Genomic DNA, 14,926 nt, shown 5'->3' with positions numbered 1-14,926 from the left:
ATGGCAGAAATCAAGAACTACACGCTCAACTTCGGTCCGCAGCACCCGGCCGCCCACGGCGTGCTGCGCCTGGTGCTCGAACTGGACGGTGAAGTCATCCAGCGCGCCGATCCGCACATCGGCCTGCTGCACCGCGCCACCGAAAAGCTGGCCGAGCACAAGACCTACATCCAGGCGTTGCCCTACATGGACCGCCTGGATTACGTGTCCATGATGTGCAACGAGCACGCCTACGTCATGGCCATCGAGAAGCTGCTGGGCGTCGAAGCCCCGCTGCGCGCGCAGTACATCCGCGTGATGTTCGACGAAATCACGCGCCTCCTGAACCACCTGATGTCGCTGGGTTCGCACGCGCTGGACGTGGGCGCCATGGCGGTGTTCCTGTACGCCTTCCGTGAACGCGAAGACCTGATGGACTGCTACGAAGCGGTCTCGGGCGCACGCATGCACGCGGCCTACTACCGTCCGGGCGGCGTCTATCGCGACCTGCCGGACACCATGCCGCAGTACGGCGACTCCAGCAAGTATCGCGGCGACAAGGAACTGCGCGTCATGAACGACGCGCGTTCGGGCTCGCTGCTGGATTTCATCGAAGACTTCACCAACCGCTTCCCCGCCTGCGTCGACGAGTACGAGACCCTGCTCACCGACAACCGCATCTGGAAGCAGCGCCTGGTCGGCATCGGCGTGGTCGATCCCGACCGCGCCAAGGCGCTGGGCTTCACCGGCCCGATGCTGCGTGGCTCGGGCGTGGCCTGGGACCTGCGCAAGATGCAGCCCTACGAAGTCTACGATCTGCTCGATTTCGACATTCCCGTCGGCGTCAACGGCGACTGCTACGACCGCTACCTGGTCCGCATCGCCGAAATGCGCGAGAGCAACCGCATCATCCGCCAGTGCGTGGAATGGCTGCGCAACAACCCGGGCCCGGTCATGATCGAGAACCACAAGATCGCCCCGCCCAAGCGCACCGCCATGAAGACCAACATGGAAGAGCTGATCCACCACTTCAAGCTCTTCACCGAAGGCTTCCACGTGCCCCCGGGTGAAGCGTTCGCCTCGGTGGAACACCCCAAGGGCGAGTTCGGCATCTACCTGGTGTCGGACGGTGCCAACAAGCCGTACCGCCTGAAGATTCGGGCGCCCGGCTTCGCCCACCTGCAATCGCTGGACGAAATGTCGCGCGGTCACATGATCGCCGACGCCGTCACCATCATTGGTACGCAGGACATCGTTTTCGGCGAGATCGATCGCTGATCCGCCCAGAACCGTCACGAGCACGCCCGCATAACCCGGATTCAAACTATGCTGCTTTCCGAACAGGCCTACCAGAAAATCGACCGAGAACTCGCCAAGTTCCCGGCCGACCAGCGGCAGTCCGCCATCATGGCCTCTCTTGCCATCGCGCAGGAAGAGAAGGGCTGGTTGGCTACCGACATCATCGAAGACGTGGCCAACTACATCGGTGTCCCGCCCATCGCGGTCCAGGAAGTCGCCACCTTCTACAACATGTTCGACGTCAAGCCCGTCGGCAAGACCAAGATCGCGGTCTGCACCAACTTGCCCTGTGCCTTGCGCGACGGCGAACGTGCCGGCGACTACCTCAAGCGCAAGCTGGGCGTGGACTACCGCGAAACCACCGCTGACGGCCAGTTCACCCTGGTCGAGGGCGAGTGCATGGGCGCCTGCGGCGATTCCCCCGTGCTGATCGTGAACAACAAGCATATGTGCGTGCGCATGACCGAAGAGAAGCTGGACGCGCTGGTCGCGGCCCTCAAGGCGCAAGGAGAGTCGGCATGAACGCGCCCGACATCTACAAGCAGTTCGCGCAGGGCCTGGAGCCCAACCCGCTGAACGACCTGTCCAATTCGATGTGCCTGCACGGCCGCCACATCAAGCCGCAGATCATGGCCGACGTCGACGGCGCCAACTGGCGCCTGGCCGACTACGTCAAGCGCGGCGGCTACGAAGCCCTGCGCAAGATCCTCACCACCGGCATGAAGCCGGAAGACGTGATCGCCGAGGTCAAGGCGTCGGGCCTGCGCGGCCGTGGTGGCGCGGGTTTCCCGACCGGCCTGAAGTGGAGCTTCATGCCGCGCGCCTTCCCCGGCCAGAAGTACCTCGTCTGCAACTCCGACGAAGGCGAGCCCGGCACGTTCAAGGATCGCGACATCCTGCGCTTCAACCCGCACATCGTGATCGAAGGCATGGCGATTGCCGCCTACGCCATGGGCATCAGCGTCGGCTACAACTACATCCACGGTGAAATCTTCGAAGTCTACGAGCGCTTCGAAGAGGCCCTGGAAGAGGCGCGCGCCGCCGGCTTCCTGGGCGACAAGATCCTGGGTTCGGAATTCAACTTCCAGCTGCACGCGTTCCACGGCTACGGCGCCTATATCTGTGGCGAGGAAACCGCGCTGCTCGAATCGCTGGAAGGCAAGAAGGGCCAGCCGCGCTTCAAGCCGCCGTTCCCGGCCAGCTTCGGCCTGTACGGCAAGCCCACCACCATCAACAACACCGAAACCTTCGCGGCGGTGCCCTGGATCATCCGCAACAGCGGCCAGGCCTATCTCGAAGTCGGCAAGCCCAACAACGGCGGCACCAAGCTGTTCTCGATCACCGGCGACGTCGAGCGTCCCGGCAACTACGAGATCCCGCTGGGCACGCCGTTCTCGACCCTGCTGGAACTGGCGGGCGGCATGCGCGGCGGCAAGAAGCTCAAGGCCGTGATCCCCGGCGGCTCGAGCGCTCCGGTGCTGCCGGCCGACATCATGATGGAAACCACGATGGACTACGACGCCATCGCCAAGGCCGGTTCCATGCTGGGCTCGGGCGCCGTGATCGTCATGGACGAGACGCGCTGCATGGTCAAGTCGCTGCTGCGCCTGTCGTATTTCTATTTCGAGGAAAGCTGCGGCCAGTGCACGCCGTGCCGCGAAGGCACCGGCTGGCTCTACCGCATGGTGCACCGCATCGAGCACGGCCACGGCCGTCCGGAAGATCTGGACATGCTGGACAACGTGGCCGGCAACATCATGGGCCGCACCATCTGCGCCCTGGGTGACGCCGCCGCCATGCCCGTGCGTGGCTTCCTCAAGCATTTTCGCGACGAATTCGCGCACCACATCGAGCACAAGTCGTGTGTGGTTCCGCAATATCTGTAGGTCTCAGGAACAGCAATGGTTGAACTAACCGTCGACGGCAATACGGTAGAAGTGCCCGAAGGCAGCATGGTGATGCATGCGGCCCAGAAAGTCGGGCTTTACGTGCCGCATTTCTGCTACCACAAGAAACTGTCCATCGCGGCCAACTGCCGCATGTGCCTGGTCGAAGTGGAAAAAGCGCCCAAGGCGCTGCCCGCCTGCGCCACCCCCGTGACGAACGGCATGGTCGTGCACACCTGCTCCGAGAAGGCTCGCGCCGCTCAGAAGTCGGTGATGGAATTCTTGCTCATCAATCACCCGCTCGACTGCCCGATCTGCGATCAGGGCGGCGAATGCCAGCTGCAGGACCTGGCCGTGGGCTACGGCGGCTCTTCCTCGCGTTACCAGGAAGAAAAGCGCGTGGTGTTCCACAAGGACCTGGGTCCGCTGGTTTCCGCCGAGGAAATGAGCCGCTGCATCCATTGCACCCGCTGCGTGCGCTTCGGCCAGGAAATCGCCGGCGTCATGGAACTGGGCATGCTGGGCCGCGGCGAGCACTCGGAAATCACGTCGTTCGTGGGCCGCTCGATCGAGTCCGAACTGTCGGGCAACATGATCGACATCTGTCCGGTGGGCGCGCTGACCTCCAAGCCCTTCCGCTATAGCGCTCGCACCTGGGAACTGGCCCGCCGCCGTTCGGTCAGCCCGCACGACAGCCTGGGCGCCAACCTGGTGGTCCAGGTCAAGGGCGACCGCGTCATGCGCGTGGTGCCGTTCGAAGACGAAGCCATCAACGAATGCTGGATCAGCGACCGCGACCGCTTCTCGTACGAGGGCCTGAACAGCGAAGACCGCCTGGCCGCCCCGATGATCAAGGGCGCCGATGGCAAGTGGCAGGAAGCCTCCTGGGCCGACGCCCTGGCCGCCGTGGCCCAGGGCCTGTCGCGTGTGCGTGACAGCTTCGGCGCCGGCCAGATCGGCGCGCTGGCGTCCGAATACGCCACCACCGAGGAATACGCGCTGCTGGGTCGCCTGGTCCGCGCGCTGGGTTCCGAGAACATCGACTTCCGCCTGCGCCAGACCGATCCGGCCTTCGACGCCGCGCTGACCGGCGCGCCGTGGCTGGGCATGCCCATTGCCGAACTCGACAACCTGGACCGCGTCCTGGTGGTCGGCTCGTTCCTGCGCAAGGACCACCCGCTGATGGCCCAGCGCCTGCGCCAGGCCGCCAAGCGCGGCACGCAGATCCTGATGGTCGACAGCGCCGCCGACGATCCCCTGATGCCGGTCGCCGGCCGCCTGACCGTGGCCCCGTCCGAGCTGCCGCGCGCCCTGGCCGAAGTGGCCGTGGCCCTGGCGCAAGCCAAGGAAGCCGCGGTGCCGGCCGAGTTCGCCGCGGTCACGCCGGGCGAGAACGCCAAGATCATCGCCGCCAGCCTGGCGTCGGGCGCCAACACCGCCGTGCTGATGGGCAACCTGGCCGTGGCCAGCGCCCAGGCCTCGACCCTGGCCGCCAACGGCCGCGCCGTGGCCGACCTGGCCGGCGGCAAGTTCGGTTTCCTGACCTCGGGCGGCAACACCGTCGGCGGTTACCTGGCCGGCGCCATCCCGGGCAAGGGTGGCAAGAACGCCGCTGCCATGCTGGCCGAGCCGCTCAAGGCCTACGTGGTGCTGCATGCCGAGCCGCTGCTGGATGCCGATAACGGCCAGCAAGCGATCGCCGCGCTGCGCGGCGCGCAATTCGCCGTGGCGCTGACGCCTTACCGCTCGGCCGCCGCCGAATGGGCCGACGTCATGCTGCCGGTGGCGCCTTTCACCGAAACCTCGGGCACGTTCGTCAACGCCCAGGGCCTGGCCCAGAGCTTCAAGGGCACGGTCGCGCCGTTCGGCCAGACCCGTCCGGCCTGGAAGGTCCTGCGCGTGCTGGGCAACGTCCTGCACCTGGCCGGCTTCGACGACGAAACCTCCGAGTCCGTGCGCGACACCGCGCTGGCCGGCGGCGTCGAAGCCCGCCTGTCCAACGACATCAAGGCGCCGCTGGGCCTGGGTCAGGCCCTTACCGGCCTGGAACGCGTCGCCGACGTGCCGATCTACCGCAGCGATGCCATGGTGCGCCGCTCGGAGCCGCTGCAGGCCGCGCCGGCGTCCAAGCTGCCCGCCGCGCGCATGAACGGCAACACGCTCACCAGCCTCGGCCTGACCGCCGGCGTCAAGGTGCGTGTGACGGGCGGGCAGGGCGCTGTCGAGCTCGAAACCGTGCAGGACGACGCCGTGGCCGACCGCGCCGTGCGCATCGCCGCAGCCTTTGAAAATACCGCAGCCCTGGGTGGCGCATTTGGTCAACTCAGCGTGGAGCGTGCCTGATGGAATGGCTCAATGTTCTTGAAAGCCAGGGAACGGCATTGCTGGGCCCGACGGTCTGGATGGTCCTGTGGACCCTCATCAAGATCGTGGTCATCGCCGTGCCCATCATCCTGTGCGTCGCCTACCTGACGTACTGGGAGCGCAAGATGATCGGCGCCATGCACGTGCGCATGGGCCCGAACCGCGTCGGTTTCAAGGGGCTGCTGCAGCCGTTCGCCGACGTCTTCAAGCTGCTGACCAAGGAAGTCGTGGTCCCCAGCCAGGCCAACAAGGTGCTGTTCGTCGTGGCCCCCGTGGTCACGCTGATGCCGGCGTTGGCCGCCTGGGCGGTGGTGCCGTTCGGCCCCGACGTGGTGCTGGCCAACGTCAACGCCGGCCTGCTGTACATCATGGCCATCACGTCGATCGGCGTGTACGGCGTGATCGTCGCCGGCTGGGCCTCGAACTCCAAGTACGCCTTCCTGGGCGCGCTGCGCGCCTCGGCCCAGATGCTGTCGTATGAACTGGCCATCGGTTTCGTGCTGGTGACGGTGCTGCTGGTGTCCGGCAGCCTGAACATGTCCGAGATCGTGCATGTGCAGAACCGCGGTTGGTTCGCCGACAAGGGCCTGACGTTCCTGTCCTGGAACTGGCTGCCGCTGTTGCCGCTGTTCGTGATCTATGTGATTTCGGCCGTGGCCGAAACCAACCGCCACCCGTTCGACGTGGTGGAAGGCGAATCGGAAATCGTGGCCGGCCACATGGTCGAGTACTCAGGCATGGCCTTCGCGCTGTTCTTCCTGGGCGAATACGCCAACATGATCCTGCTGTCGTGCATGGCCTCGATCATGTTCCTGGGCGGTTGGGCTTCGCCGATCGACATCGCGCCGCTGACCTGGATTCCGGGTTGGATCTGGCTCGGTCTGAAGACGTTTGTCGTGGTTTCGTTGTTCGTGTGGTTCCGGGCGTCGTTCCCGCGTTACCGCTACGACCAGATCATGCGTTTGGGTTGGAAGATCTTCATCCCGCTGACCGGCGTTTGGCTGGTCGTTGTGGCGATCTGGATGCAGACGCCCTGGAACATTTGGCGCTAAGCCGCCAGGCAGAGGCAGGATATGGAAGCGATCAAAGATTTCTTCGGCAGCTTGATGCTGACCGAACTGCTCAAGGGCATGCGCCTGACGGGCAAGTATTTCTTCAAGCGCAAGGTCACCTTGCGCTACCCGCAGGAAAAGACGCCGACCTCGGCGCGTTTCCGCGGCCTGCACGCGTTGCGCCGCTACCCCAACGGGGAAGAGCGCTGCATCGCGTGCAAACTGTGTGAAGCCGTGTGCCCCGCGCTGGCCATCACCATCGAGTCGGACCAGCGTGACGACGGCACCCGCCGCACCACGCGCTACGACATCGACCTGACCAAGTGCATTTTCTGCGGCTTCTGTGAGGAAAGCTGCCCGGTGGACTCGATCGTGGAAACGCACATCCACGAATACCACGGCGAAAAGCGCGGCGACCTGTATTTCACCAAAGACATGCTGCTCGCCGTGGGCGACCGCTACGAAGCCGAAATCGCCCGCCGCCGGGCCGAAGACGCTCCCTACCGTTGAGCCCAGGGTCCTGATCCATGACTTTTACCACTGTCCTGTTTTACATACTGGCCGCCGTGCTGGTGATCGCGGCGTTCCGCGTGATCACCGCGCGCAGCCCGGTCACCGCCGTCCTGCACCTGATCCTGGCGTTCGCCAACGCGGCCATGCTGTGGATGCTGCTGGGCGCCGAATTCCTCGCGCTGCTGCTGGTGCTGGTGTACGTGGGCGCCGTGATGGTGCTGTTCCTGTTCGTCGTCATGATGCTGGACATCCGCATGGATGCCCTGCGCCAGGGCATGAAGACCTACCTGCCGCTGGGCCTGGTGATCGGCCTGGTGATGGTGCTGGAAATGGCCTTCGTGCTGGGTTCGACCTGGTACGGCTCGGGCCCGCAAGCCCCGGTGGCCGGCGACTACAACAATGCCCGCGCCCTCGGTGAAGCGATGTACACGCACTACATCTATGCCATCGAAGTCGGCGCCGCGCTGCTGCTGGTCGGCATGGTCGCCGCCATCGCGCTGACCCTGCGCCGCCGTCGTGACGTCAAGTACAACGACCCGGTCGCCGCCGTCCGCGTGCGTTCGAAGGACCGTTTCCGCATGGTGAGCATGCCCGCCCAGAGCGAGCGCGCCCAGGCGCAGAACGGCACCGCCGCGCCCGCCGCGCCCCAAGGAGAAAAACAATGACGCTGACGCTGGCCCATTATCTGATCCTGGGGGCGATCCTGTTCGCCATCGGGATCTTCGGCATCTTCCTGAACCGCCGCAACCTGATCATCCTGCTGATGTCCATCGAGCTGGTGCTCCTGGCCGTCAACATGAACTTCGTGGCGTTCTCCAGCTGGTTCGGCGACACCGCCGGCCAGGTGTTCGTGTTCTTCATCCTGACCGTGGCCGCCGCTGAAGCGGCGATCGGCCTGGCCATTTTGGTGCTGCTGTTCCGCAACCTGAACACGATCAACGTTGACGAACTCGATCGCCTGAAGGGCTGACGGGGTATTGGAAGAAAATGTCTAGCTCACCCAATCTCTACCTGCTCATCGCGCTGGCGCCGCTGGCCGGAGCAATCCTCGCGGGCCTTTTCGGCACCGGGTTCCTGGGCCGTCCGATCGGCCGCCGCGCCTCGCACGTCATCACCATCCTGGGCGTGCTCATCTCCGCCATCGGTTCGGTGGTGGTGCTGGGCGACGTGCTCAACGGCCTGCGCTTCGACGGCGCGGTCTACACCTGGAGCCTGATCGGCCAGACCAAGCTGGAAATCGGCTTCCTGATCGATCCGCTGTCGGCCATGATGATGGTCGTGGTGACCTCGGTGTCGCTGATGGTGCACATCTACACCATCGGCTACATGGCCGACGATCCCGGCTACCAGCGCTTCTTCTCGTACATCTCGCTGTTCACGTTCTCCATGCTGATGCTGGTGATGTCGAACAACATGGTGCAGCTGTTCTTCGGCTGGGAAGCGGTGGGTCTGGTGTCGTACCTGCTGATCGGCTTCTGGTACACCCGCCCCACGGCGATCTTCGCCAACATGAAGGCGTTCCTGATCAACCGCGTCGGCGACTTCGGCTTCGTGCTGGGCATCGGCCTGCTGTTCGCCTACGCCGGCACCATGCACTACGGTGAAGTGTTCGCCCAGGCCGACAAGCTGGCCAAGCTGACGCTGCCCGGTTCGGACTGGATGCTGCTGACCGTGGCCTGCATCTGCCTGTTCATCGGCGCCATGGGCAAGTCGGCGCAGGTTCCCCTGCACGCCTGGCTGCCCGACTCGATGGAAGGCCCGACCCCGATCTCCGCGCTGATCCACGCCGCCACCATGGTGACGGCCGGCATCTTCATGGTCGCGCGTTTCTCGCCGCTGTTCGAGCTGTCGGACACCGCGCTGTCGTTCATCATCGTGATCGGCGCCATCGGCGCGCTGTTCCTGGGCATCCTGGGCATCATCCAGAACGACATCAAGCGCGTGGTGGCGTATTCGACGCTGTCGCAGCTGGGCTACATGACCGTCGCGCTGGGCGCCTCGGCCTACTCGGTGGCGATCTTCCATCTGATGACGCACGCGTTCTTCAAGGCGCTGCTGTTCCTGGGCGCGGGTTCGGTCATCATCGGCATGCACCACGACCAGGACATCCGCAACATGGGCGGCCTGCGCAAGTACATGCCCATCACCTGGATCACCTTCCTGCTGGGCACGCTGGCCCTGGTCGGCACGCCGTTCTTCTCGGGTTTCTACTCGAAGGAACACATCATCGAAGCCGCCGGCGCCGCCCACGTCTGGGGCGCCAGCTTTGCCTACTACGCCACGCTGATCGGCGTGTTCGTGACCTCGCTGTACTCGTTCCGCGTGTACTTCCTGGTCTTCCATGGCAAGGAACGCTTCGATACCAGCGACCACGGTCATGGCCACGGCCATGACGACCACGGCCACGACGACCATGGCCATGGCCACCACGGCGGCAAGCCGCACGAGTCGCCCTGGGTCGTCACCCTGCCGCTGATCCTGCTGGCGATCCCGTCGGTGCTGATCGGCGCCTGGGCGGTGGATCCGATGCTGTTCGGCAAGTTCTTCAACGGCGTGATCACGGTGCTGCCGCAGCATCCCGCCATGCACGAACTGCACGAGGAATGGCATGGCTGGGTCGCCTTCGGCCTGCACGCCTTCCAGACCCTGCCGTTCTGGCTGGTCGTGGCCGGCGCGGTCATCGCCTGGTACTGCTACCTGATCAACCCGAAGGTGCCGGCCGCGATCAAGTCGAGCCTGTCGGGCGTGAACAAGGTGCTTGAGAACAAGTACTACGTCGACTGGGTCAACGAGCAGATCATCGCCCGCGGCCTGCGTTGCCTGGGCCGTGGCCTGTGGCAGACCGGCGACCGCGGCATCATCGACGGCTTGCTGATCAACGGCAGCGCCCGCGTGGTGGGCTGGGTGTCGGCCGTCAGCCGCCACCTGCAGTCCGGCTTCATCTATCACTACGCGTTCGCGATGATCATCGGCATCATGGCGCTGGTGACTTTCTTTGTGCTGATTCCCCAATGATGGCAAGCGAGATGGCATCCAACACTTTCCCCTGGCTCACGCTTGCGATCTTTGTCCCGATCGTATTCGGCCTGCTGGTGCTGGCGCTGGGCCGTGACGACCGTCCCGGCCTGACGCGCGGCCTGTCGCTGATCGGCTCGATCGCCGGCTTCCTCGTCACGATCCCGCTGTACACCGGGTTCGACTCCAAGACGGCTGCCATGCAGTTCGTCGAGAAGGCCTCCTGGATCGAAGCCTTCAACGTCAACTACCACCTGGGCATCGACGGCATTTCGCTGTGGTTCGTGCTCCTGACCGCGTTCATCACCATCATCGTGGTGCTGGCTGGCTGGGAGGTCATCACCAGCCGCGTGTCGCAGTACATGGCCGCCTTCCTGATCCTGTCGGGTCTGATGGTGGGCGTGTTCTGCGCGCTGGACGGCATGCTGTTCTACGTGTTCTTCGAAGCCACGCTGATCCCGATGTACATCATCATCGGCGTCTGGGGCGGACCGAACCGGGTGTACGCGGCCTTCAAGTTCTTCCTCTACACCCTGATGGGTTCGCTGCTGACGCTGGTCGCGTTCATCTACCTGTGGAATGCTTCGGGCGGCTCGTTCGACATCCTGACCTGGCAGCAGACCAAACTGGGCTACACCCCGCAGATCCTGATCTTCGTGGCGCTGCTGGCGGCGTTTGCCGTCAAGGTGCCGATGTGGCCGGTGCACACCTGGCTGCCGGATGCCCACGTCGAGGCGCCCACGGGCGGCTCCATCGTGCTGGCCGCGATCATGCTGAAGCTGGGCGCCTACGGCTTCCTGCGCTTCTCGCTGCCGATCGCACCGGACGCCTCGCACAGCCTGGCCGGCCTGATGATCACGCTGTCGCTGATCGCCGTGATCTACATCGGCCTGGTGGCGATCGTGCAGGACGACATGAAGAAGCTGGTGGCCTATTCGTCGGTCGCCCACATGGGCTTCGTCACCCTGGGTTTCTTCATCTTCAACACGGCCGGCGTCGAAGGCGCCATCGTGCAGATGATCTCCCACGGCTTCGTCTCGGGCGCCATGTTCATGTGTATCGGCGTGCTCTATGACCGCATGCACTCGCGCCGCATCGCCGACTACGGCGGCGTGGTCAACGTGATGCCGCGCTTCGCCACGTTCTTCATCCTGTTCTCGATGGCCAACAGCGGCCTGCCGGCCACCAGCGGCTTCGTCGGCGAGTTCATGGTGATCATGGGCGCGGTCGAGCACAACTTCTGGATCGGCCTGCTGGCGGCCACCGCCCTGATCCTGGGGGCGTCGTATTCGCTGTGGATGGTCAAGCGCGTGGTGCTGGGCGACATCGCCAACGACCACGTTCGCGAGCTGACCGATATCAACCGCCGCGAATTCGTGATTCTTGGCGTGATGGCGATCGCCGTGCTGTACATGGGGATCTATCCCAAGCCCTTCACCGACGTGATGCACGTGTCGGTCGAGGCCCTGCTGCAACACGTTGCCGTCTCGAAACTGTAAGACAAGACAATGATGCAATCCCAAATCGATTTCGCCCTGGCGACACCGGAAATCCTCCTGCTGGTTTTCGGCCTGGCTATCCTGCTCGTCGACGCGGTCAGCAATCACCCCGAGCGCAAGCCGACGTTCCTGTTGACCATGCTGGCGCTGGGCGTGCTGACCGTGGTGTCCGCATTGCAGTGGAAGAACGGTGTCACCGGCTCGACCTTCAACGGCCTGTATGTCACCGATGAACTGTCGCACCTGCTCAAGATCGCCTCGTATATCGCGGTGGCGGTCACGCTGGTCTACGGCCGCGTCTACGCTCAGTTGCGCGACATGGTCCGCGGCGGCGAGCTGTACGTGCTGACGCTGTTCGCCCTGCTGGGCCAGATGGTGATGATCTCGTCGGGCAACCTGATCTCGATCTACCTGGGCCTGGAGCTGATGTCGCTGGCGCTGTACGCGCTGATCGCGCTGCGCCGTGACAACGTCGTCGCCACCGAAGCCGCCATGAAGTACTTCGTGCTGGGCGCGCTGGCCTCGGGCTTCCTGCTGTACGGCATGTCGATGGTCTATGGCGCCACCGGTCATCTCGACCTGGCCGAAGTCTCCAAGGTCATCGCCGCCGGCAAGGCCGAGAAGATGGCGCTGGTGTTCGGCATCGTGTTCCTGGTGTCGGGTCTGGCGTTCAAGCTTGGCGCGGTGCCGTTCCACATGTGGGTGCCGGACGTCTACCAGGGTTCGCCGACCGCGGTCACGCTGATCCTGGGCGGCGCGCCCAAGCTGGCGGCCTTCGCCATCACGCTGCGCCTGCTGGTCGACGGCCTGCATGGTCTGGCCGCCGACTGGCAGCCGATGCTGATGATCCTGGCGGTGCTGTCGCTGGCCATCGGCAACCTCACCGCCATTGCGCAGACCAACTTCAAGCGCATGCTGGCCTACTCGACCATCTCGCACATGGGCTTCGTGCTGCTGGGCCTGATGTCGGGTTCGGTGGCCGGCAAGCCGGAACTTGCCTCGGCCGCCTACGGCGCCTCGCTGTTCTACATGCTGACCTACGTGCTGACCACGCTGGCCAGCTTCGGCATCGTGCTGTTGCTGTCGCGCCAGGGTTTCGAGTGCGAGCAGATCGACGACCTGAAGGGCCTGAACCGCCGCAGCCCGTGGCATGCCGCCGTCGTGCTGCTGCTGATGTTCTCGCTGGCCGGCATTCCGCCGCTGGTGGGCTTCTATGCCAAGCTGGCGGTGCTGCAGGCCCTGATCAGCGCCGGGCACGTCACCCTGGCCGTGGTTGCGGTGCTGTTCTCGCTGATCGGCGCGTTCTACTACCTGCGCGTGGTCAAGGTGGTGTACTTCGACGAGCCGGCGGCCGATGCCGCCCCGATGTCGGCCACCTTGGGCCAGCGCGGCGTGCTGTCGGTCAACGGCCTGCTGATCCTGGTGCTGGGGCTGTTGCCCGGCGGCCTGATGGCCCTGTGCGTGCAGGCCATCCGCAGCTCGCTCAGCCTGTGAGCGGAACGGAGCCATGAACCAGACCCTGGCGGTATGGCTCCTGATCGCGCTGGCCCTGGTCAGCGCGAACCTGCCGTTCCTCACCGAGCGGGTGTTTGCGGTGTTGCCGTGGAAGCGGGGCGGAGCCGAGGCGGTCAAGCCGTTCTGGCTGCGCCTGGTTGAAGTGCTGGTGTTCTACCTGATCGTGGGCGCCCTGGGCTTCGCGTTCGAGTCCGTGCTGGGCAACCGCTTCAAGCAGACTTGGGAGTTCTACGCCATCACCTTGAGCCTGTACCTGGTGTTGGCCTATCCCGGCTTCGTGTATCGCTACCTGTTCAAGCGCCATCCGCCGCTGCGGACCTGAGCGCGCCGCGCGATCGCCGTCATCGTAAACGCCCCGTAATGAACTGACCCCCAGAAGTTGGACGGTCAGCTAAAGCCCGAAGGCCTGAGCTCGGTACTGCACCGGGCTCAGGCCTTTTAGCTTGAGCTTGATGCGTTCGTGATTGTAGTATCGGATGTACTGCCGGATGCCGGCCTGCAGCTGCTCGACGCTCTCGAAGCGGTTCAAGTGGAAGAACCCTGCTTTGAGCGTGCCGAAGAAGCTCTCCATGGCGGCATTGTCCAGACAGTTTCCCTTGCGTGACATGCTCTGCGTGACCGATCGATCTTTCAGCATTCGCCGGTAGTTCTGCTGCTGGTACTGCCAGCCCTGATCGGAGTGCAGGACTGGCCGATCATCGGGCAGCAGCCGCGCCAGCGCCTTCTTCAACATGCCGCCCACCAGCTTGAACACCGGCCGGCGGCTGATCTCGTAGGCCACGATCTCGCCGTTGTACAGGTCCATCACCGGCGACAGATATAGCTTCTCGCCGCGCACATTGAACTCGGTAACATCGGTGACCCACTTCTGGTTCGGACGCGCCGCCTCGAAGTCGCGCGCCAACACGTTGGCCGCCACGTGGTGCGATTGGCCTCGGTAGGAGCGGTACTTCTTGGCGCGCACCAGCGACTTCAGGCCCAGCGCCTGCATCAGCTTCTGCACGGTCTTGTGGTTCACCAGCTCACCGGCCTGGCGCAAGACCGCCGTGATCCGCCGGTAGCCGTAGCGGCCCTTGTGGCGGGTGTAGACCGCGCCGATGCGCTGCTTGAGCTCGGCGTACGGATCGATGGCCCCCTGCGCCTTCAAGTGGTAGTAGAACGTGCTGCGCGACAGCTTGGCTACGCGTAGCAGGAGTGCCAGCGGATGCTTGGGCCTTAATCCTTGGACCACTTGCGCTTTCCAACCAGCGCCCGGGTCTTCTCCGCTTCGATCAAGGCCTTCATTTTTTTTAGGTAATCGTTCTCCGCGCGCAGATAGGCCAACTCTTGCTCAAGTTCTTCCTTGGTCATGTCCTTGAACACCGGCTGGGGGGGATACTTATGCGGCATGCTTGCTCCTCGACGCTTACGCGCCAGCGCCTCTATACCCCCAGCATCATACTGGGCGCGCCATTTCGTGATGTGCCCTGTATGGCGAATCCCCAGCAACACTGCTGCCTGCGTGTCCGATAGACCTTCGCGCCGGATCTTGACCAGCACCGATTGTTTGAAGGCCGCACTGTACGAGCCAGATTGCCTGCGCAACCCGGCAACGCCATGCACTCGAAAGCTCTCGACCCACCGGCGCACCATTGAGTACGGCACATCGTGTCGGCGCGCCACCGACTTGAAGCCGTCTGTGCCTTGCAGGTATGCCTGCACCACCTTGATCTTGAATTGCTCTTCGTACTTCGCCATGTGAAAAACCCCCGAAGGTCGGATTTCGTCCAACTTTCGGGGGTCAGTTCATAAGGGGCGTTTTTGT

The 14,926-nt window shown here is 64.2% G+C and carries 13 protein-coding genes; 12 read left to right on the top strand and 1 reads right to left on the bottom strand.

Translation table 11 applies throughout. The features are described 5' to 3' along the window. From K2W61_RS02175 to K2W61_RS02120, 12 genes are read left to right on the top strand one after another with little or no spacing between them, the layout of a single operon-like run. The gene (locus K2W61_RS02175; protein ID WP_175133028.1) at nucleotides 1-1,257 is read left to right on the top strand and encodes an NADH-quinone oxidoreductase subunit D; all 1,257 of its coding nucleotides are present in this window, start codon (nucleotides 1-3) and stop codon (nucleotides 1,255-1,257) included. 48 nt (nucleotides 1,258-1,305) lie between these two features. After that, on the top strand, nucleotides 1,306-1,800 hold the full coding sequence (gene nuoE, locus K2W61_RS02170) for an NADH-quinone oxidoreductase subunit NuoE (RefSeq protein ID WP_006389212.1): 495 nt from the start codon (nucleotides 1,306-1,308) through the stop codon (nucleotides 1,798-1,800). After that, nucleotides 1,797-3,164: an NADH-quinone oxidoreductase subunit NuoF gene (nuoF, locus tag K2W61_RS02165; protein ID WP_175133029.1), complete on the top strand. Its 1,368-nt coding sequence runs from the start codon at nucleotides 1,797-1,799 to the stop codon at nucleotides 3,162-3,164. Before nuoE ends, nuoF begins: the two co-directional genes overlap by 4 nt. A gap of 15 nt (nucleotides 3,165-3,179) precedes the next feature. Further along, a complete protein-coding gene (nuoG, locus tag K2W61_RS02160; protein ID WP_175133030.1) occupies nucleotides 3,180-5,507 on the top strand; it encodes an NADH-quinone oxidoreductase subunit NuoG in 2,328 nt (775 codons plus the stop codon). Beyond that, on the top strand, nucleotides 5,507-6,580 hold the full coding sequence (nuoH, locus tag K2W61_RS02155) for an NADH-quinone oxidoreductase subunit NuoH (protein WP_175133031.1): 1,074 nt from the start codon (nucleotides 5,507-5,509) through the stop codon (nucleotides 6,578-6,580). Before nuoG ends, nuoH begins: the two co-directional genes overlap by 1 nt. A gap of 21 nt (nucleotides 6,581-6,601) precedes the next feature. Beyond that, nucleotides 6,602-7,090 carry an NADH-quinone oxidoreductase subunit NuoI gene (gene nuoI / locus K2W61_RS02150; protein WP_175133032.1) on the top strand — a complete coding sequence of 163 codons (489 nt, stop codon included), beginning with the start codon at nucleotides 6,602-6,604 and terminating at the stop codon, nucleotides 7,088-7,090. A 17-nt stretch (nucleotides 7,091-7,107) separates the two neighbouring features. Continuing rightward, the gene (locus K2W61_RS02145) at nucleotides 7,108-7,758 is read left to right on the top strand and encodes an NADH-quinone oxidoreductase subunit J (protein WP_236754990.1); all 651 of its coding nucleotides are present in this window, start codon (nucleotides 7,108-7,110) and stop codon (nucleotides 7,756-7,758) included. Then, nucleotides 7,755-8,063, top strand: coding sequence for an NADH-quinone oxidoreductase subunit NuoK (gene nuoK, locus K2W61_RS02140; protein ID WP_006217969.1), 309 nt, complete (start codon nucleotides 7,755-7,757; stop codon nucleotides 8,061-8,063). Before K2W61_RS02145 ends, nuoK begins: the two co-directional genes overlap by 4 nt. A 17-nt stretch (nucleotides 8,064-8,080) precedes the next feature. Further along, the gene (gene nuoL / locus K2W61_RS02135; RefSeq protein ID WP_175133034.1) at nucleotides 8,081-10,108 is read left to right on the top strand and encodes an NADH-quinone oxidoreductase subunit L; all 2,028 of its coding nucleotides are present in this window, start codon (nucleotides 8,081-8,083) and stop codon (nucleotides 10,106-10,108) included. Continuing rightward, nucleotides 10,105-11,607 carry an NADH-quinone oxidoreductase subunit M gene (locus K2W61_RS02130; protein WP_175133035.1) on the top strand — a complete coding sequence of 501 codons (1,503 nt, stop codon included), beginning with the start codon at nucleotides 10,105-10,107 and terminating at the stop codon, nucleotides 11,605-11,607. The genes nuoL and K2W61_RS02130 overlap by 4 nt, the downstream gene beginning before the upstream one ends. A gap of 9 nt (nucleotides 11,608-11,616) precedes the next feature. Beyond that, nucleotides 11,617-13,101, top strand: a complete 1,485-nt coding sequence (gene nuoN, locus K2W61_RS02125; RefSeq protein ID WP_175133036.1) for an NADH-quinone oxidoreductase subunit NuoN — start codon at nucleotides 11,617-11,619, stop codon at nucleotides 13,099-13,101. A gap of 13 nt (nucleotides 13,102-13,114) precedes the next feature. Further along, nucleotides 13,115-13,444 (top strand): DUF2818 family protein, encoded by a 330-nt coding sequence (locus K2W61_RS02120; RefSeq protein WP_175140885.1) that lies wholly within the window; start codon nucleotides 13,115-13,117, stop codon nucleotides 13,442-13,444. A 69-nt stretch (nucleotides 13,445-13,513) separates the two neighbouring features. Here K2W61_RS02120 and K2W61_RS02115 read toward each other — a convergent pair. Next, nucleotides 13,514-14,859 (bottom strand): IS3 family transposase gene (locus K2W61_RS02115; protein WP_236754989.1). Its coding sequence is split into 2 segments (ribosomal slippage): nucleotides 13,514-14,392 and nucleotides 14,395-14,859, totalling 1,344 coding nucleotides; the frame shifts between segments, so codons are not numbered across the junction. Nucleotides 14,860-14,926 lie beyond the last annotated feature (67 nt).

This window comes from Achromobacter pulmonis, assembly GCF_021733725.1.
Taxonomy (GTDB): domain Bacteria; phylum Pseudomonadota; class Gammaproteobacteria; order Burkholderiales; family Burkholderiaceae_B; genus Achromobacter; species Achromobacter pulmonis.
The sequence above is the reverse complement of the archived record's forward strand: the minus strand, read 5'-3'. Positions and strand labels throughout refer to the sequence as shown.

Bases quoted from the DNA above. Each gene is read 5' to 3' on its own strand.
- K2W61_RS02145 (WP_236754990.1), top strand. From the start codon at position 7,108: ATGACTTTTACCACTGTCCTGTTTTACATACTGGCCGCCGTGCTGGTG.
- nuoG (WP_175133030.1), top strand. From the start codon at position 3,180: ATGGTTGAACTAACCGTCGACGGCAATACGGTAGAAGTGCCCGAAGGC.
- nuoE (WP_006389212.1), top strand. From the start codon at position 1,306: ATGCTGCTTTCCGAACAGGCCTACCAGAAAATCGACCGAGAACTCGCC.
- K2W61_RS02175 (WP_175133028.1), top strand. From the start codon at position 1: ATGGCAGAAATCAAGAACTACACGCTCAACTTCGGTCCGCAGCACCCG.
- nuoK (WP_006217969.1), top strand. From the start codon at position 7,755: ATGACGCTGACGCTGGCCCATTATCTGATCCTGGGGGCGATCCTGTTC.
- nuoH (WP_175133031.1), top strand. From the start codon at position 5,507: ATGGAATGGCTCAATGTTCTTGAAAGCCAGGGAACGGCATTGCTGGGC.
- K2W61_RS02130 (WP_175133035.1), top strand. From the start codon at position 10,105: ATGATGGCAAGCGAGATGGCATCCAACACTTTCCCCTGGCTCACGCTT.
- nuoI (WP_175133032.1), top strand. From the start codon at position 6,602: ATGGAAGCGATCAAAGATTTCTTCGGCAGCTTGATGCTGACCGAACTG.
- K2W61_RS02120 (WP_175140885.1), top strand. From the start codon at position 13,115: ATGAACCAGACCCTGGCGGTATGGCTCCTGATCGCGCTGGCCCTGGTC.
- nuoN (WP_175133036.1), top strand. From the start codon at position 11,617: ATGATGCAATCCCAAATCGATTTCGCCCTGGCGACACCGGAAATCCTC.
- nuoL (WP_175133034.1), top strand. From the start codon at position 8,081: ATGTCTAGCTCACCCAATCTCTACCTGCTCATCGCGCTGGCGCCGCTG.
- nuoF (WP_175133029.1), top strand. From the start codon at position 1,797: ATGAACGCGCCCGACATCTACAAGCAGTTCGCGCAGGGCCTGGAGCCC.